Below are 19,930 nucleotides of genomic sequence, written 5' to 3' on the forward strand. Positions count from 1 at the left end.
CGCGGTTACCAGCGATAGCGGGCCGTGGCGAGGACTTCCACGCCATCGCCGTAGTTACAGATGCCGCCGGTCTGGCACGATGCCACGTAGGTGCGGTTGAACAGGTTCTTGCCGTTCAGCGAGAACAGCCAGTGCTTGCCTGTGTCGTAGTGGACGGTCGCGTCGACCAGCGTGCGCGAGCCTACATGGATCGTGTTCGTCTCGTCGTAGCTCCCGCCGATGTAGCGCAGCCCGCCGCCGAAGCCGAGGCCGCGGAACGCGCCGCCGTGCAGCGTGTAGTCGAGCCATGCGGATGCCACGTGACGCGGAATGCCCCACGTTTGCAGCCCCTGCAGCGAAACCGTCGCGCCGGCGAGCGTCGTGCCGGTCAGGTTGGTGTCGGTGCTGACGTCGTTCAGGTACGTGTACGACGCGGCAACGTCGAGGTTGTCGGTCAGGCTCGCATGGCCTTCGAGCTCGAGCCCGCGCGCACGCACCTGGCCGATCTGGACGCTGTAGCCGAAGTGGTCCGGATCGCTGCTGGCGACGTTGCGTTCGCGCAGATCGAACAGCGCTGCGGTCACGAAGCTGTTGTAGCCAGGCGGCTGGTACTTGACGCCGATTTCATACTGCTCCGCGGTACGCGGGCGCAGCGGCCCGCCCGCATAGGTCAGGCCGATCTGCGGGTCGAACGATTTCGCATAGCTCGCATACGGAGCGATGCCGTTGTCGAACAGATAGACGACACCGGTCCGCCAGGTGAATGCACGCGACGATTGCGTGACGTCGTAGCCCTGCAGCGGATTGTTGTCTTCGGACGATGCCCAGTCCTCGCGCACACCCAGCAGGACGCGCCACTTTCCGTACGCGATCTGGTCCTGCGCATAGACGCCGAACTGTTTCATGCGCTCCATGTCGTCGGACGTGGTGTTGGGGGCAGCGATCGGCAGATACACCGGGTTGAACAGGTTCAGCGACGGCTCGGCGAAATTCGATCCGACGGTCTCGTTGTACAGCACGCGCTGGAAGTCGAAGCCGAACAGGACGGTGTGCGACAGCGGCCCGGTCGCGAATTTGGCCTGGACCTGGTTGTCGATGTTGAAGAACTTGCCGGTTTCCTCGTTTCTGAACGCATACCGGTTGACGGTGGTGTTCGACCCGGCGACATAGCCGTTCGAGAATGGGAAGACGTTCGCGAAATCGTCGCTCACGACCGTGTAGCGCAAGTTCTGGCGGAACGTCCAGGTGGGATCGAAGCGATGCTCGAACTCGTAGCCGACCGAATACTGGGTGCGCGTGTGGTGGTCGAAATCGGGGTCGCCGACGTTCGTGTGGCTCGAAATCCTGCCGTTCGGGTTGAACAGCACGCTGCCGACCGCCGGCACGTAGTTGTAGTAGCCGACGCTCGGATCGCGCTGATACTTCGCGAGCACGGTGAGCGTGGTGTTTTCGTCCGGTTTCCACGTCACGGCGGGGGCGATGTAGATGCGCTGCTGCTTAACGCCGTTGACCTGCGTATCCGCGTCGAGCCCGACGCCGGTCAGGCGGTACGACAGCTTGCCGTCCGGCGTCAGCGCGCCGCCGAGGTCGAAGCCGAGCTCGGCGCGATTATGGCTGCCGGTCGTGAAGAACACTTCGTGGATCGGCGTCGTTGTCGGTCGCTTGCTGACCAGGTTCGCGATGCCGCCGGGGTTGGCCTGCCCGTAGAGCACCGACGACGGGCCGTGCAGCACGTCGATGCGCTCGAGCCCGTACGGATCGAAGTTCGGGATCGCGTAGCCGAACCCGGTGTCGCTCGGCAGGCGCGTGCCGTCGAGGAACTGTTCGAGCACGAAACCGCGGCTGTACAGGTACGGCGCGCCGGCCGTGGAGTCGCCGCGGATTTCCGGCAGCACGCTCGCGGTGTAGCGCAAGGCTTCGGCGACGCTGCGCGCGCCCTGGGCGGTCATCTGGTCGTTCGTGACGACCGACACGGACTGCGGCGTCTCGATGAGCGGCGTGTCCGTCTTGGTCGCGGTCACGGCGGTGATCGGCACGTAGCCGCCGGCGTCGCCGGTGCGCGATGCGGGGCGCTGACCCGTCACGGAAATGGTCGGCAATTGCCCGCCGTTCGACGACGCATCGTTCGACGGCGTCTGCGCGTGCGCGGCGGAGATGCCGCCCAGCAAGCAGATCAATAACGCGTTGTTCAGCGCAACGGCTCTGTACACCCCGGTCGTCATGTAGCTTCCTTCAGTCGTTAGTGAATAATGGTGCGAATGATTCGTAATAACTTCTCGGGTGCTGCACTGCCCGGGCTCTGATCGGCCGTCGGCAGGAATTCAAAACGAGTGGGGGGGACAACGGAACGCGAAGCGCGTGGTCCTGAATCAGACCAATTGCCACTATAATCCGGGCTCTTGTTGTCAGTCAGGACAACATTGGCATAAAGATGGACATTTTTGTCTGATTCAATGCATTGTTTCGAAATTTGTAACTGATCAGGTCATGGCCAAACCCATGTTGCAGACCTTCGGCGACGGATTCGCTGCGAGGAAGGTGATCGCGCAGGCGATCGACTACGCCGACGGCACCCATGAAATCGCGCACGTGCACTATCGTGCGCAGCTCGTCTACGCGACGAGCGGCATCGTGCGCGTCGTCACGCCGTTCGGCCTCTGGATGCTGACGCCCGGCAATGCGTTGCTGATCGGTTCGCAAGTCGAGCACGAATTGCATATGGTCGGACAAGTCGCGATGCGCACGCTGTACATCGATCCGGACGTGCTGGCGCTGCAAAAGCAGGCGTGCCGGGTGATCCCCGTCGGGGATCTGCTGCGCGCGTCGATCCTCGGCCTGTTTGACACCGATTCCGACGACGTGGAGGAAAGCCGCACCGCGCTCATCGTGCCGCTGATCCTGCGGCTGCTGCAGGATGCGAAGGACGAGCCGTCGACCGTGCGCCTGCCGTTGCCGGCCCACGCGCGACTGCGGCAGATCTGCGAAAACCTGATCGCGCAGCCCGCCAGCGCCGATACGCTGGAGCGCTGGGCCGAGCGGGTCGGCGCCAGTTCGCGCACGGTCGCGCGGCTGTTTCGGCAGGAAACCGCGATGAGCTTCGGGAAGTGGCGCGAGCAACTGCGGCTCGCGGAAGCGATGTCGCGGCTCGCGATCGGTCATTCCGCGGCGCAGGTCGCGGAGGAACTGGGCTATGCGGACGTGCGCACCTTCACCGTGATGTTCAAGCGCGCGTTCGGCAGTACGCCGCAGCAGTTCCGGCAGCAGTTCCGCGAACCGGCGGCGGTGTGACGCGCGCCGGGCACCGGGCGCGCGCAGCGGCGGCGATGCGGTGCCGCTCATTCGAACAGTCCGCGCACGCTGTCGAGCAGCATCGGGTGATGCATGATGCTCGTGTGTCCCGCCGGCACTTCGGCCAGCACGGTTTCGGTCGTGCCGATGCGCGCCGCCCAGTCGCGCGGCTTGCCGCTTTCCACCGATTCGGTCGACCACCACAGCGCGAGCGGCGTGCGCAGCGCCGGCATCCGGAACGTATCGGCGAGGCGGCCGTGCTCGAGAATCACGTCGCATGCCGCTTCGAATAGCGCGCGCTCGGCGGCATGGAGGCCGAGCGCGGCGTGTCGTGCGATCCACGTGCGCAGAGCGCGGACTTCGTCCTGTACGTTGTCGTCCGCGTCGCGATCGGGCAGTGCGTCGATCAGGCCGGCCAGTGCGACCTGCTGTGCGTCGCGCTCCAGGCGCTCGACCATCGACACCAGCACCCGGGCGCCGAACGACCAGCCGAGCAAGCGATACGGGCCGTCTGGCTGCACGTCGCGGATGCGGGCGACATAGTCGGCCGCCAAGTCGTCGAAGTCCGCCGCGCGCCAGCGCGGGTCGCCGAGCCCGGGGGCCTGCAGGCCGAAAAACGTCGCCCGCCCGTTCAGCGCCCGGGCAAGCGAACGGTATTCGGCCACGAGGCCGTGTCCAGCGTGAATGCAGAACACCGCGTGCGGCGCGCCCAGGTCGTTCAGCGGAACAATGCCTGCCGGCAGCGGGCCGAAGCGGCGCTCCGGCCCCGACGCGATCTTTCGCGGCGGCGCGAACCGGCTGCGGGCGAGCGCGCCGAGCGCGATTTCGAGCCGTACGCGCTGTCGCCACAGAGCGAAGACTGCGCGGTCCGCATCGTCGGCAGATTCGGCGTCTCCCTGGCTGTCTGGCAGCGTGACGGGCGATACGTCAGCCGGCGCCGGAGTCGGCGCATCGCGGCGGCCGCTCTCCGCCGGTTGCGTCGCGTCACGGCCGATCAGATCGAGGAGTACCGCTTCGAACCGGTTCGCCAGCCGCGCAACGGTTGCCTCGCTCAACACCCCCGGGCTGTATCGCCAATGTACGTTCAGCCGATCCGACGACACGAGCGCGCCGATATCGAGCGCATGGTCCATTGTGTCGCGATCGTCGGTTTGCGGGCCGGCATGCTCGCCGGAGAAGCGGAAACGCCCGTTCGCCGGCAGTGTCTGGTCGAATCGGCCGAGATAGTTGAAGCGCAGCGACGGCGCCGGCAGCGCGGCCAGCGTCGCGCGGCTCGCGTCGTCGCCGAAGCGCAGCAGCGATCCCCACGAAAACCCCTTGTCCGGCACCGCGCGCAACAGGTCGCGCACGGACGACAGCGTGCGCGCGGCGTCGCCGTGATGCGGCAGCGCAAGCGGATACTGGGTCGTGAACCAGCCGATCGTGCGGCTTAGGTCGATGCCGTCGATCAGGTCTTCGCGACCGTGGCCCTCGAGGTCGATCAGCAGGCGCGATGCGCCGGCCCACGGTCCCAGCGTCTCGGCCAGCGCGGCCAGCAGCAATTCCTCGGTGCGTGCGTCGTCCGGGCGCGCGCCGCGTCGCAGAAGCGCGCGTGTGGCTTGCTTCGGCAACGCGACGGTCACGACCCGGCTTTTCGACAGGCGCCGGTCACCGTCGCCTTCGAGCGGAAGCGCGGCGCTCGCGCCGTGCAGCATGCGCTGCCACCACGCGAGTTCCCACAGGCGCTCGGCCTGCTGCGCATGGTGCGGCTGGCGGGACACCCATTCGCTCCAGGGCGTCGTGACGGGCGGCAGCGCATCGTCCGGGCGTGCATGGAGCGCCTGCAATTCTTCGAGCAGAATGCGCCACGAGACGCCGTCGACAACAAGGTGATGGACGACGATCAGCAGCCGCCGGACGACGCCGGCATCGACGTACGCCGCGCGCAGCAGCGGTCCGTGCCGGAGGTCGAGGCTGCGGTGCAGCACGGCGCCTGCGGCCGCCAGCCCGGTTTCCCATGTGTCCGGTTCGAGCCGGACATGCCGCAGCAGCGTGGCCGGTTCTTCCGGTGCGACGCGTTGTCTCCAGTGCTGCGCGGCCGGCGACGAGAGCGATGCGGCGTCTGTGCGTTCGAAGCGCAATCGGAGCGCGTCGTGGCGCGTGACCAGCCGGCGCAGCGTGGTCTCGAGCGCCGCAGGATCCAGTTCGTCGCGCACTTCCAGCAGCACGGCCTGGTTCCAGTGTGCGAGACCGTCGGGGTGCTTGTCGAAGAAGGTTGCCTGGATCGGCGCGAGCGGCTGCGCGTCGTGCCGCTCGGCGGCCGCGGGCACGGCGTCGTCGTCGATATCGCGGGCGACCTGCGCCATCTGCGCGACGCTCGGATGCTCGAATACCTGCTTGGGCGTGAGCAACAGGCCGGCATCCCGGGCGCGCGACAGCAACTGCAGGCTCAGGATCGAATCGCCGCCCGCCGCAAAGAAATTGGCGTGAACGTCGCCGATCTCGCAACCGAGCACCTGTTCCCAGATTGCCAGCAACGTTTGCTCGCGCCGGTTGCGCGGCGCGACGCACGCGGCACCGGCGCCGGCGGCGGACGCGGGCTTGGGCGCCGGCAGCGCGCGCCGGTCGAGCTTGCCGTTCGCCATGACCGGCAGTCGATCGAGCAGGACGAAGGCGGCCGGCACCATGAACGCAGGAAGGCGCCCGGCCAGCGCCGCGCGCAACGTATCGGCGCCGGTGCCCGTGGCGGCGACGACGTAGGCGACCAGCCGTTGCTGCGAGCCGTCCGTATGCAGTGCGACGGCGGCTTCCGCGACGTTCGCGTCAGCGCGCAGCGCCGACTCGATTTCGCCGAGCTCGATGCGCTGGCCGCGCAGCTTGACCTGCTGATCGAGGCGCCCGAGAAACAGGATGGCGCCGTCGTTGCCCACCCGGCACAGGTCGCCGCTGCGGTAGAGCCGCGCGCCGGGCGGCCCTTCCGGATCCGGCACGAACCGCTCGGCCGTCGGCGACGCGCGGCCGAGGTAGCCGCGTGCGACGCATGCGCCCGTGATGCACAGCTCGCCCGCGCCGCCGTGGGGCATCCGGTTGCCGTCGGGATCGAGCACGACGGCGCCGCGCTCGGGGAAGGGGCGCCCGATCGGCACGACCGCTCGGTCCGCGTCGAAGGCGGCAGTCGCATGCCGTAACGCGGCGATGGCCGTTTCGGTGGGACCGTACAGATTGTCGAGTGCGATATGCCGCAGCGGCCCATGGTGCCAGCGCCCGAGTTCGTCGCGGGGCAGCGCTTCGCCGCCCACCGTGATCTGGCGCAGCGCATGCAGCGCCGCGGGCGGCGGCGCATGGCGCTGCCACTGTTGCCAGAGCGCGGTCGGAATTCGCGCGAAGGTGACGCCGCCGTCGACGAGCGTCGCGTTCAGCGTATCGAGCGTCCAGGCCTGCGGCCCGCGCATGCGGACTGCGCCGCCGGCGAGCAGCGCCGGCAGCAGTTCGTGCAGCGCGACGTCGAAATTGATCGTCGACGATTGCAGCATGATGTCGTCCGCGCCGATGCGGTAGGTGCCGCAGAAGTCGCGCAGATGCAGGCTGAGCGCCTCGTGATCGAGCGCGACGCCCTTGGGGCGGCCGGTCGACCCGGACGTGTACAGCACGTATGCGAGCTGGCGCGGATGCACGGATTCGTCCCATCCCGTCGCGTCTTCGTGAGCGACGTCGCCGACGTCGACCTGCGTGCGGCCGGCCAGCAATTCCCCGAGCTGCGCGCCGCATTCGCGATCGACGACGACCGCGCGGATGTCTGCATCGTCGAGCATGTCCCGCAGCCGCTCGCGCGGATAATCCGGATCGAGCGGCACGTATGCGCCGCCGGCCTTCCAGACCGCCAGCAGGGCCGCTGGCAGCGCGGCGGAGCGCGTCATGCAGACGCCGACCCGGGCGTCCGGGCCGATGCCCGCGCGCTTGAGCCTGCGCGCGATCCGGTTGCTCCAGGCGTCGAGCTCGCGATAAGTCAACCGCGTTTCGCCGCAATACACCGCGATCGCATCGGGGCGCGACGCGGCGCGCGCGAGGATGCGCGGCACGACGGGCTCGAACGGTTCGCGGCGCAGGGGCTGCGACGACAGGGCCGCGCCGGATAGCGCGATGTCGCCCGGCAATTGCTCCGGATGCCCGGCGAGCTGTGCGAGCACGGCGCGATAGTCGCGGGCCAGCCGCTCGACGGTGGCTACGTCGAACATGTCGCACGCGTAGCTGAATACGGCCCGCAGGCTATCCGCCGCCTCGACGATGTTGAGCGTGAGATCGAAGCGCACGGTGCCGGCGTCGCTGTCCACCGGCGTCGCGCGGAGGCCCGGCAGCTCGACGCGGGCGGCCGGATCGGCGTAGTCGAAATTGAACATCACTTGGAACAGCGGCGCTTGCGACAGATCGCGATCGGTTTGCAGCGCGTCCAGCAGTTGCGCGAACGGCAGGTCGGAGTGAGCCTGTGCGTCGAGCACGGTGTCGCGCAGTGTCCGCAACTGCTGCTGCAGGGACCGTGCCGGCGCGAGGCGGCTGCGGATCACCAGCGTGTTGACGAAGAAGCCCATCACCGCATGCGTCTCGGCGCGCTCGCGTCCGGCCACCGGCACGCCGACCCAGATGTCGGTTTCGCCGCTGTAGCGGTGCAGCAGCAGGTTGAACGCATGCAGCAGCGTCATGAAGAGCGTAGCGTCGTTGCGGCTCGCGAGGCGCCGCAGTCCGGCGGCGAGCGCCGGATCGAGATCGACCGCCACGCGAGCGCCGCGGCCGTCGCGTGCCGCAGGCCGGGGCCGGTCCGCCGGCAGCGACAGCACCGGCGCCGGCCCGGCCAGTTGCGCGGACCAGTACGACAGATGCCGGGCCAGCGCGTTGCGGTCGACCCACTCGCGTTCCCACGATGCGACGTCGCGGTACTGCAGCGCAGCCGGGGCCGGCGGCGGCGCGTCCTGCCGCTGCGCTGCACCGTACAGCGACACGAACTCGCGGATCAGCAGCCCCATCGACCACGCATCGGACACGATGTGGTGAATCACGATCTGCACGACGTGCGATTGCGCGCCGATGCGCAGCACCTCGAAACGCATCAGCGGATCGTGTTCGAGATCGAACGGGGCCGACGCGGTCAGCCGCAGGTTCGCGCGGAGCGCTTCGCTGCAGGCGTCGTGCTCTTCAGGCGAGGCTGCCGCGCGCAGGTCCCGATAGACCGCGCGCGGCCCACCGTCGACCGTGCGTACGTGCTGAAACGGCACGCCGCCCGCTTCGCCGAACGCAGTGCGCAGCGCTTCGTGGCGCTCGACGAGCGCGGCGAGCGCCGCGTCGAGCGCTGTGACGTCGAGTGGCCCGTCGATTCGCAGCGCGCGGACGATGTTGTACGCGCTGCTGGCGGGATCGAGCCGCCACATGAACCACAGGCGCTCCTGCGCGTGCGACAGCGGCGCGTGGGCGGGGCGTTCGGCGAGCGGCACGATCGGCAGAACCGAGCCGTCGATGCCATGCTCGCGCAGTCGCGCCTTGAAGCGTGCGCGCTTGTCGGCGGGCAGCGCGGCATAGCGTTGCGCGATGTCGAGATTGTCTTGTCTTGCGTCGGCGAGCATGGGGGTCTCAATCCAGTTCGGCCAGCAGCTGTTTCATCGTGTCGCGCTGCGCGGCGTGTGCCTGCCGCGCATGCGCGTCGGCATCGGCGGCGTCGGCCAGGTGCGCGGCCAGCCGCGCGACCGTGGGCTGCGCGAGCACGGCCGCCAGCGCGACCGGCCGCTGCAGCGTGCGCGTGAGTCGCGCGGCGATCTGCACTGCGAGCAGCGAATGCCCGCCGAGTTCGTAGAAGTTGTGGTGCACGGATACCGTCGACACGCCCAGCACGTCCTGCCAGACGTCGGCGATGGCCTGCTCGACCGGATCGCGGGGCGCCACCGGCTGCGCGTCCGCAGCGGATTCGGGCGCGGGCAGCGCGCGGCGGTCGAGCTTGCCGTTCGGCAGCAGCGGCAGCCGGTCGAGCGTGACGAAGGCAGTCGGCACCCAGGCTTCCGGCAGCCGGGCGCGCAGCGCGTGCGCCAGCGACGCGGGGGCGGCGTCGCCCACGACGTACGCGACCAGGCGCTCGCGCTCGCGTTCGCCATCGAGCGCGACGAGCGCGTCCGTCACGCCTGTGCACTGCCGCAGCGTCGCCTCGATTTCGCCGGGCTCGATGCGCTGGCCGCGCAGCTTGATCTGCTGGTCGATCCGGCCGAGGAACTGCGCTGTGCCGTCCGCGTCCAGGCGGCAAAGATCGCCGGTTCGATAGAGGCGCGAACCGGGCGGGCCGTCCGGGTCCGGCACGAACTGCGCTGCCGTCAGCGCCGCGCGGCCGAGGTAGCCGCGCGCGAGACAGTCGCCGCTGATGCACAGCTCGCCGATTCCTCCATGCGGTACGCGCAGGCCGGCTTCGTCGAGCAGCGCGACGCCGCGCCCCGGGTAGGGGCGCCCGATCGGCACGATCACGTGCGTCGCGTCGGCCGGGCCGGTGCGGTGATGCAGAGCGGCGACGGCGGTCTCGGTGGGGCCGTACAGGTTGTCGAGACGGATGCCGGCGAGCGGCCCCGCTTGCCAGCGCGCGAGTGCGTCCCCGGCGAGCGCTTCGCCGCCGACGGTGATCTGCCGCAACGCCGCGAGTGCATCGGCGGGCGGCGCGGCGAGTTGCCATTGACGCCACAGCGATGTGGGGATGCGGGCGAACGTGATGCCGGCGCCGACGAGCGTCGCATTGAGCGAGTCGATGTCCCATGCGTCGGGGCCGCGCATCTCGACTCGTCCGCCCTGCAGCAGGGCGGGCAGCAATTCGTGCAGTGCGACGTCGAAATTGATCGTCGACGATTGCAGCACGACATCCTGTGCGCCGATCGCATAGACCGACTGGAAATCCGCGAGGTGCAGGCTCAGCGCGCGATGGCTGAGCGCGACACCCTTCGGCTTGCCGGTCGATCCGGACGTGTAGATCACGTACGCGAGCTGACCGGGTTCGATCCGCGGCTGCCAGCCGGCGGGCGCCGGCGCGACTCTCGCGTCGCGTTCGACCCGGATCACGCGGCGCCCGGCGAACCATCCGCCCAACTGGCGGATGCACGCATCGTCGGCGACGACGTGGTGCACGCCGGCGTCGTCGAGCATGTCGCGCAGGCGTTCGGGCGGATACACGGGATCGAGCGGCACGTACGCGCCGCCCGCTTTCCAGATGCCGAACAGCGCGGCGGGCAGGCCGACGCCGCGCGTCACGCATACGCCGACGCGCTCGTCGGCGCGCACGCCGGCGCAATGCAGTTGCCAGCCGAGCTGGTCGCTCCATGCATCGAGCTCGCCGTAGCCGAGTGTTTCGCCGCGGCAGGCGATCGCGACGGCATCGGGCTGCCGTGCCGCGCAAGCGGCGAAGCGCGGCATCACCGGCGAGAAGTCGTAGACGCGCTGCGGCTGCGAATCGAGCGCGCCGCCCGATAGCGCAATGTCGCCGAGCACGGCGGCGCGGCCGTCGGATGCGGTTGCGCGTTCCGTCACGGCGTCCGCCAGTTGCGTGAGGATCCGCGCGTAATCCGCCGCGAGCGCGTCGACCGTTGCGCGCTCGAAGCATTCGCCGTCCCACGACCATTGCAGGTCGAGCCGGGTGCGGGGCAGCACCGCGAGCGTCAGCGGGTAATGGGTGCGGTCCGCGCTCAGCACGCTGCGAATGGACAGGCCGTCGTCGTCCGCGCCGGCGATCTGGTCGAGCGGATAGTTCTCGAACACGAACAGCGTGTCGAACAGGTTGTCGCCGCTGCGGCCGGTCCATTGCTGGATGCGCGTGATCGGCGTGTGCTCGTGCTCGCGCAGCGCATGGTTGAGCGCCTGCAGGCCGCGCAGCCAGTCCGTCGCCGGCGTGCCGGCGGGAACATCGACCCACAGCGGCACGCTGTTGATGAAGAGGCCGGTCATGCGCTCGACGCCGGGCAGGTCCGCCGGGCGCCCGGACACGGTCACGCCGATCGCCGCCCGGCGCCGCCCGCCGTATCGTGCGACGAGAATCGCCCACGCGCCCTGCATCAGCGTATTCAGCGTGACCTGCGCGCGTTGCGCCGCCTGCAGTAAGCGCGCGTGCAGCGTGTCGTCGAGCCGGGTCGACGTATCGTGCGAGCCGGGCCGCGGCGAACGCGGGCGCGCGAGCGCCGGCGCGAGCAGCGCCGCTTCGTCGGCGTCGGCCGCGAGCGATCGCCACCAGCCGGCATGGTCGCGCGCGGCCGCGTCGTGCATCAGCCACCGGACGTAATCGCGGTACGGCGTGGCGGCGGCCGTGTCCGCAGGCGGCTCTGCGCCGCCCGCGCGGACGCGATAGGCGGCGCAGAGCGCGGCCAGCAATTGCGCGCTGCTCCAGCCGTCGAGCAGTGCGTGATGGCTCGTCCACACGAGATCGTGCGCGCCGTCGGGCCGCGCGAACAGGGTGACGCGCATCAGTGGCGCCGCGCCCGGCTCGAAGTCGGCGCGCACGTCCGATGCGAGCCACGCGGCGAGCCGGGCATCGTAATCGGCGCCGGCCTCGCTGAAATCGTGCGCCGCGAAAGGAAGCTCGACATGGCGATGCACGACCTGCAGCGGCCCGCTTTCCTGGCCGAGTTCGAAGTGCGTGCGCAGGACCGGGTGGCGGTCGAGCATGTCTTGCCATGCGAGGCGCAATGCCTGCGAGTCGAGCGCGCCGTCGATCGTCAGGCGCAACTGGTTGACGTACATCCCGGCGCCCTTGTTCAGCAGGCTGTGAAACAGCAACCCTTGCTGCAGCGGCGTGGCGGGATAGATGTCCTCGATGTCGCCGAGCGGCAGCCGCATCGCGTCGAGCGTGTCCTGACGCAAGCGCGCGAGCGGGAAATCGGCGGCGGTGGCGCCGGCAGGCGCCGCGGCGCAATGGTCGATCAGTGCGCGCAGCGTCTGCGCGGCCTGCGACGCGATCCGCTCGACATACGCCGGCGCCAGCAGGCCGGGACTGAAGCGCCAGTGCAGGTCGAGCGCGCCGTCCACCACGACGGCGGTGAGGTCGAGCCGATGATCCATCGTGTCGTGACCGGCGATCGGCGCACCGGCGAAGTCTGCGGAAAAGCGCAGGCGCGGTTCGTCCGGCGCGCCGTTCGCGGCTGCGGCAAGCGCCTGGTCGAACTGCCCGAGATAGTTGAAGCGCACCTGCGCGTGGCGCCATGCATCGGCGCTTGCCGGCAGGCGGCCGGCCGAGCGGAGGCGGCCGAAATTGAAACCGTGCGCCGGCACGGCGCGAAGCGACTCCTTGACGGCGATCAGCGTGGCGGTCTGCGTCGTCGCGTGCGGCAGCGCAAACGGATGCTGCACCGTGAACCAGCCTACCGTGCGGTCGAGATCGCAGTCGTCGAGCGGCGCGCTGCGGCCGTGCGCCTCGAGCTCGATCAGGATCGGCGCGTCGTCGGCGCCGATGTCGGACGACTCGCGCAGCGTGTGCGCGAGCGCGGCCAGCAACAGGTCGTCCGGACGGGTTCGATACGCGTGCGACGTATGCTGCAGCAGGCGTCGCGTCGTATCGGCGTCGAGTGCCGTGGTGATCGTGCGGCTGGCCGAGAGGCGGCGGTCGGCCGCGGGGGCGACGGTGTCGCGCCAGGCGTGCCGCGCGTCGCGCAGTGTCCGGGTCCAGTAGTCCGTTTCGGCCTGTTCGTGGTTCGCGCCACCATCCTGTGCGGCCACCCATGCGCTCCACGGCATCGTGATCGCGGGGAGCGGCGCGCCGGCGTACAGCGCGCGCAGGTCGTCGAGCAGCACGCGCCATGACACGCCGTCGACCGCGAGATGGTGGATCGCGATCAGCAGGCGGCGACGCGGGCCCGCTTCGAACCAGGCGGCGCGCAGCAACGGGCCGTGCTCGATGTCGAGACTTTGCTGGATTGCCGCGCCGCCGCTTGCCAGCGCGTGCTCCCAGTCGGCCGGGCTGATGGAGACGGACTGCAGCAGCGGCGCATCTTCGTGCTCGATCACGCGCTGGCGCCAGCCGGTGTCGTCGCGCACGAAACGCAGCCGCAACGCGTCGTGGCGCCGGACCAGCGCGGCCAGCGCGGCATCCAGGCGCGCAACGTCGAGCGGGCCGGCCGCATCGAGCAGGACCGACTGGTTCCAGTGCGATTCACCGTCGGGATGTTTCGCGAAGAAAGCCGCCTGGATCGGCGTCAGCGGCAGCAGGTCGTGCCGCTCGATCGCATCGGGCGTGCCGCTGCGACGCGCCGTCATCAATTGTGCTTGCTGCGCGATCGTCGGGTGCTCGAAGATCTGCCTGGGCGTCAGATGCCAGCCCGCGCTGCGCAGCCGCGAGATCAGCTGCAGGCTCAGGATCGAGTCGCCGCCGGCCTGGAAGAAGTTGATGTGGACGCTGGCGACGGGGTGGCCGAGGACGGACTGCCAGATGTCGAGCAGGGCGGCTTCGCGCGGCGAGCGCGGGGCGACGGCGGGAGTGTCGTCGTCCTGCCAGGCGGGGTGGGGCAGCGCGCGGCGGTCGAGCTTGCCGCTGGGCGTGAGCGGGAAAGCGTCGAGCGTGACGATGGCCGACGGCAGCATGTGGGCGGGCAGCGTGTCGGCCAGTTGTGCGCGAAGCGCGGCGCTATCGGCATTGCCGGTCACGTAGCCGACGAGTTGCTGCCGCGGCGCTTCGCCGTGCAGGGCGACGGCGGCGTTCTTCACGCCGTCGCAGGCGCGCAGCGCGGTTTCGATCTCGCCGGGCTCGATGCGGAAGCCGCGCAGCTTGATCTGCTGGTCGAGGCGGCCGAGCGGCTCGGGGCGGCCGTCTTCGCGCAGGCGGCAGAGGTCGCCGGTGCGGTACAGGCGTGCGCCCGGGGGGCCGTCGGGATCGGGGACGAAGCGCTCGGCGGTCAGGCCGGGTCGGCCGAGATAGCCGCGGGCGAGGTTGGCGCCGCCGATGCAGAGTTCGCCGAGGCCGCCGTCGGGGACGGGGAGGCCGTGTTGGTCGAAGACGCGCAGCACGGTGTGGGGCAGCGGATCGCCGTGGGTGATGGGCTGGCCGTCGAGGACGGGTGCGCCGGCCGAATAGATGGTGGTTTCGGTGGGCCCGTAGAGGTTCCAGAGGGTCACGCCGCGCGCGATGAGATCGGAGGCGAGATCGTCGGGGAGGGCTTCGCCGCCGCTGAGGCCGAGTAGCGGCGGATGAGCGACGTTGAGATCGTTTCGCCAGCCGGCTTCGACGAGCATGCGCCATCCGGAGGGGGTGGCCTGGAAGACGGTGGCGCGGGACGCGTCGAGGCGCTGGGCGAGCGCGATGCCGTCGCGTGCGGTGTGGGCGGAGACGAGTTCGACGGGAATGCCGCGCACGAGGGGGAGACAGAACTCGAGCACGGAGATGTCGAACACGGGGGCGGACTCGCTGAGCCAGAGATCGCCGTCGCGCAGGCCGGGCCGACGGGCGATGCTGGCGACGAGGCGATCGAGCGCGCCGTGGGTGACGCCGACGCCCTTGGGTTGTCCGGTGGAGCCGGAGGTGTAGATGACGTAGGCGAGCTGGTCGGGGTGGACCGGAGCAGGCGTAAAACGCGAATGGGCCGCTGCGCCGCGCAGTGCGGACGGATGGATGACGGCGAGCTTGTCGAAAGCGGCGGGATGCTGATCGATGACGGCGTGAGCGACCCGGGCATCGGCGAGCATGGCGGCGATGCGGGTTTGAGGATAGGCCGGATCGATTGGGAGATAGGCTGCGCCGGCCATCCAGACGCCGAGCATGGCGGCGATGAGAGCGGGGGTGCGCTCGAGGCAGACGGCGACGCAGGCATCGGGCTGCACGCGATAGGCGCGCAGGCGCTCGGCGATGGCGGAAGCCCAGTTGAGCAGTTCGGGACCGGTCAGGGAGTCGGCTTCGCCGACGAGTGCGATCCGGCCGGGGTGCGACGCGGCCATGTCGGCGATGCGTTGCGCGACGGGCACGAACGCATGGCCGTCGAGCGGCACGGCGGTACGCGCCGGCGCACCCAGCGCTAGCGAACGCAGCTCGATACCCGGCGTCGCGATCACCCGATCCAGCGTTTCGACGAAATGGTCAGCGATCTGCTCGATCATGCGCGTCGCGAAAAGATCGTCCGCGAAATCGAAATGCAGCCGGACATGGTCCGCCGCGCCTGTCACGTCGAGCTTGAGGTCGAACTGCACCGCATCCGCCTGCGCGGCCATCGGCTCGATGCGCAATCCGGGAATCGGCTGAGCGACATCCGCCGCCTGCTGGTAATTGAACATCACCTGAAACAGCGGGGAGGTGTTCAGCGCGCGATTCGGCTGCAGCGCCTCGACGAGCCGTGCGAACGGCAGGTCGGCATGCGCCTGCGCATCGAGCGCGCGTTGCCGCACCTGGGCGATCAGCGCAGCGAATGTATCCGCGGCGCCGACGTTCGCCGTCATGACGAGCGTGTTCACGAAGCAGCCGACCGTGCGTCCGGTGTCGGCGTGCGTGCGGCCCGTGACCGGCACGCCGACGCGAATCCCGTCCTGGCCGGCATAGCGTTGCAGCAGCACGTCGAAAGCGGCCAGCATCACGATGAAAAGACTGGCCTGATGCGACGCCGCGAGATCGCGCAGCGCCCGTAGGCGCGCGGCGTCGATCGTGCGCACGATGCGGCCGAGCCTGCGTTGCCGCTGCGCGGCGCGGGTCCGGCTGAGCGGCAGTTCAAGCACGGCGTCGTCGTTCCCGAGCATCCCGCGCCAGTAGTCGAGCTGGTTCGCGAGTTCGGCGCTGTCGGCATGGCGGCGCTGCCAGCATGCGTAGTCGCCGTATTGCGCATCGGGCGCCGGCAGCGCGGCGGCCAGGTCGCCGCCGGTGCACGCCGTGCGATACAGCACGGCCAGTTCGTCGATCATCAGATCGAGCGATTCGCCGTCGCCGATGATGTGATGCAGCGCGAGGTGCAGCACGTGACGAGCGTCGCCGGCGCGGGTCAGCGTGACGCGCAGCAGCGGGCCGTCCGTCAGGTCGAACGGCGCGCGCGCGGCCTGCTGCCACAGCGTCGCGACAGCGGCGTCGCGCATGTCCGCCGGATTCGCGCGCAGATCGTGCTCGGTCCATGCAAAACGCGGCAGCGCGTGAATCTGCTGGTAACCGACACCGTTCTCCTCGCCGAACGACGTGCGCAACGCTTCGTGCCGGATCGACAGCGCGTCGAAGGCCCGGCGCAGCGCCGCGGCATCGAGCGCGCCATGCAGATTGACCGCGCAGGTGATGGTGTACGCGGTATCGCGCGGGTCATACTGCCAGAGGAACCACAGACGCTCCTGCGCATGCGACAGCGGCACGCGCGTCTCCGATGCGTCGCGTCGTGCGATCGGCTGCCGCGATGCCGGCGTGACCGTGCCAGCCGCGTCGATCCGCTCCGCCAGCGCATCGAGCCGTGGATGATCGAAGAACGCGCGCAGCGGCAGGCGTACGCCGAACGTCTGCTCGATGCGTGCTCCGAGCGCAATGGCCAGCAGCGAATGGCCGCCGCGTGCGAAGAAGTCGTCGCAGGCCTCGACGCGATCGACGCCCAGTACGTCACGCCAGAGGGCCGCGAGGCGGAGACCGGTCGCCGTCAGCGGCGTGGCGGCGTCGCCGGCAGGCGCATCGAAAGCAGCGTCGTCCGGCACGGGCAGCGCGCGGCGATCGAGCTTGCCGTTGATCGTCAGCGGCATCGCGTCGAGCACGACATAGGCCGACGGCACCATATGTGCGGGCAGGCGAGCGGCCGCGTGCTCGCGCACATCCCGCCGCAACGTTGCGATGGCGCGGCGCGCCACCAGGTAGGCGACCAGTTGCGCGCCGCGCCGCGGATGGTCGTGCACCACGACTTCGGCCGCGGCGATGTTCGGATGATTCAGCAGCGCCGCGCGCGTCTCGCCGGGTTCGATCCGGAAGCCGCGCAGCTTCGCTTGCGCATCGTTACGTCCGAGATAACGGAGCTCGCCGTTCGCAAGCCGTCGCGCGAGATCGCCGGAACGATAGAGGCGCGCGCCGGACCGGCCGTAAGGATCGGGCACGAAGCGCTCGGCGGTGAGCGCCGCGCGATTCAGATAGCCGCGTGCAAGCCCTGCGCCGCCGACATACAGTTCTCCCGTCGCGCCCGGCGGAACCGGGTTCAGATCCGCGTCGAGCAGATGGAGTTGAAGATCGCCGAGCGCGTCGCCGATCGGGCTTGCCGCCGCACTCGACGCGCCGTGAATATCGTCGCTGTGCAGCGCGCGATGCGTGACGTGTACGGTCGTTTCGGTGATGCCGTACATGTTGACGAGTGCCGGCGCACCGGCGCCGCGGGCGTGCTGCCACGCGGCGAGCGCGGCCGGCTCCAGCCGCTCGCCGCCGAACACGACGACGCGCACGTCGCCGAATGTTTCGGGAGCATCGAGGTCTGCCTTCATCAACGCATCGAACGCGGACGGCGTCTGGTTCAGCACCGTCACGCGCTGCTCGCGCAGCAGGCGCTGCATCGCGGCGGGATCGCGGGTCGTCCAGTACGGGACGACCACCAGCCGCCCGCCGTGGACCAGCGCGCCGAAGAGTTCCCACACGGAAAAATCGAACGCGTGCGAATGGAACAGCGTCCACACGTCCTGCGCATCGAAGCGGAAGTGCGCGGCCGTGCTGTCGAACAGGCGCGCGAGATTGGCATGGGTGATGCCCACGCCCTTGGGGCGCCCGGTCGAGCCGGACGTATAGATTATGTAGGCGAGCTGCTCCGGATGCGGCGCGGCGTGCGGCATCGGCGGTGCGGCGTCGGCGCCGCACGCGTCTTGCAGCGCGGTGGCGTCGATCATCGTCATCCCGCGCGCGGCGGCCCAGTCCCCCAGCGCGGCGAGGCCTTCGGCGTCGGCGACGATGCTGCGCACGCCGGCGTCGAGCAGCGTATCGTGCAGGCGCTCGGCGGGATAGCGCGGATCGAGCGGCACGTAGGCCGCGCCCGCCTTCAGGATGCCGAGCGTCCCGGCGACGAGGGCGGAGGAGCGGCCGGTGCACAGGCCGATGTGCGCGTCGGCCTTCCGGTTCGCGGGAAGCTGCGCGACGATTCGCGAGCCGATCCGGTTCGACCAGCTGTCGAGTTCGCGGTAAGTCAGCGTGCCGGCGTCGGTGGTGACCGCGGGCGCGTCGGGACGCAGCCGCACGTGGTCGGCAATCCGCTGCAGCACGTCGCGCGGCGGAGGCGCGCCGTCCGCGAGCCCGGCGGCCGGCCGCGCTCGCACCGCATCGCCGACCTGCAGGTCGGCGATGCGGTGCGTCATGTCGTTTGCCAGTTGGGCGAGCAGCGCGAGGTAGTGATCGGCGAGCCGTTCGATTGTGGACGCGTCGAAGCGCTCGGTGGCATAGATGACGTTCAGTCGCGCGCCGTGCGCGTGCTCGACGAGATTGAACGACAGGTCGAACTGCGCGCTGCCGGTTTCGACCGGCCGCGCAGCGACCGTCAGCCCGGGCAGCCGCGCGAGCGCCGCGCGGTCGCTGTGCTGCATGCTGAACATCGCGTGAAAGAGCGGCGCGTCGTCGGTGCGCGACGCGCGCAGCGCCTGTACGAGACGCGCGAACGGCAGTGCGCGGTGCGCTTGCGCGTCGAGCAGCGTCTGGCGCGTGTGCACGAGCAGCGAGTCGAATGTCTGCGTGCCGGTCACGTGCTGACGCACGACGAGCGTGTTGACGAAAAATCCGATCAGGTTTTCCGTGCCGACATCGTCGCGCCCGCTCGAAGGCACGCCGATGCGCAGGTCGGTCGCGCTGCTGTAGCGGTACAGCAGCACGCCGAACGCAGCGAGCAGCGCCATGAAGAGCGTCGCGTCGTGCGCGGCGGCCCGGCTTTGCAGGCGAGCAAGCCGCGCGGCATCGATGTCGCGCTGTACGCGTGCGCCGGCGCCGGTGGCGTGAGACGGTCGCGGCCGATCGAATGGCAGCGGCGACGGCGGCGTGTTCGTGCCCAGTTGCGCGCGCCAGTAGTCGAGATGCACCTGCAGCGCGTCGTCGTCGAGCCATTCGCGTTGCCAGGCCGCACAGTCGCGAAACTGCAGCGCGGGTGGCTCGGGTTGCGCCGGCTCGCCGCTCGTCGCGACGCGATACGCGTGCACGAGCGCCCCGATCAGCACGGTCATCGAATGCCCGTCGGTGACGACATGGTGCAGCGTCAGCAACAGCACGTGCCGCGCGTCGCCGATCTGGAACAGGTCGGCTCGCAGCGGGGGGCCGGATTCGAGATCGAACGACTCGACGGCCGCGTGCCGTAGCGCTTCGTCGAGCGTCTGCGGAGCGCCGCGCAGGTCGTGCAGCCGGAGTGCCGGCAGCGGCGCGTCGCGGACGGTCTGGCGCAACGTGCCGTCCGGTTGCCGGACGAACCGGGTGCGCAGGCTCTGGTGCTGCTGCGAGACGATGCGCAATGCAGCCGCGAGCGCGGCGACATCGAGGTCGCCGTCGAGATCGATGGCGCCCGGCATGTGGTAGGCGGGATTGTCCGGCTGTAGCTTCCACAGGAACCACAGGTGCTCCTGTTCGAACGACAGCGGCGCGTCGTCGCCGGCGGTCGCGATCGGCACGATCGGCAGCGTGGCGGGATCGATTTGCTGAGCGACGACCCGTTGCCGGAAGGCGGCGCGCCGTTCGGGCGGCAGCGCGGCGTATCGGAGCGAGATGGTCCGCATGTGCGGCGTGGCTTGAGTCATGAAG

Annotated in this window: 4 protein-coding genes; 1 reads left to right on the forward strand and 3 read right to left on the reverse strand. The window is 69.8% G+C overall.

The window, feature by feature from the left end; all coding sequences use genetic code 11:
• Positions 1 to 5 precede the first annotated feature (5 nt).
• The gene (locus WS69_RS29070; protein ID WP_059474097.1) at positions 6 to 2,201 is read right to left on the reverse strand and encodes a TonB-dependent siderophore receptor; all 2,196 of its coding nucleotides are present in this window, start codon (positions 2,199 to 2,201) and stop codon (positions 6 to 8) included.
• Between the two features lie 265 nt (positions 2,202 to 2,466).
• Here WS69_RS29070 and WS69_RS29075 point away from each other — a divergent pair, with 265 nt between their 5' ends.
• A complete protein-coding gene (locus tag WS69_RS29075) occupies positions 2,467 to 3,267 on the forward strand; it encodes an AraC family transcriptional regulator (RefSeq protein ID WP_082716592.1) in 801 nt (266 codons plus the stop codon).
• Between the two features lie 47 nt (positions 3,268 to 3,314).
• Here WS69_RS29075 and WS69_RS29080 read toward each other — a convergent pair whose 3' ends face one another.
• Positions 3,315 to 8,858 (reverse strand): non-ribosomal peptide synthetase, encoded by a 5,544-nt coding sequence (locus WS69_RS29080; RefSeq protein ID WP_059474099.1) that lies wholly within the window; start codon positions 8,856 to 8,858, stop codon positions 3,315 to 3,317.
• Positions 8,859 to 8,865: 7 nt separating this feature from the next.
• The gene (locus WS69_RS29085; RefSeq protein ID WP_082716593.1) at positions 8,866 to 19,926 is read right to left on the reverse strand and encodes a non-ribosomal peptide synthetase; all 11,061 of its coding nucleotides are present in this window, start codon (positions 19,924 to 19,926) and stop codon (positions 8,866 to 8,868) included.
• Positions 19,927 to 19,930 lie beyond the last annotated feature (4 nt).

This window comes from Burkholderia sp. BDU5 (assembly GCF_001522845.1).
Classification (GTDB): Bacteria; Pseudomonadota; Gammaproteobacteria; order Burkholderiales; family Burkholderiaceae; genus Burkholderia; species Burkholderia mayonis.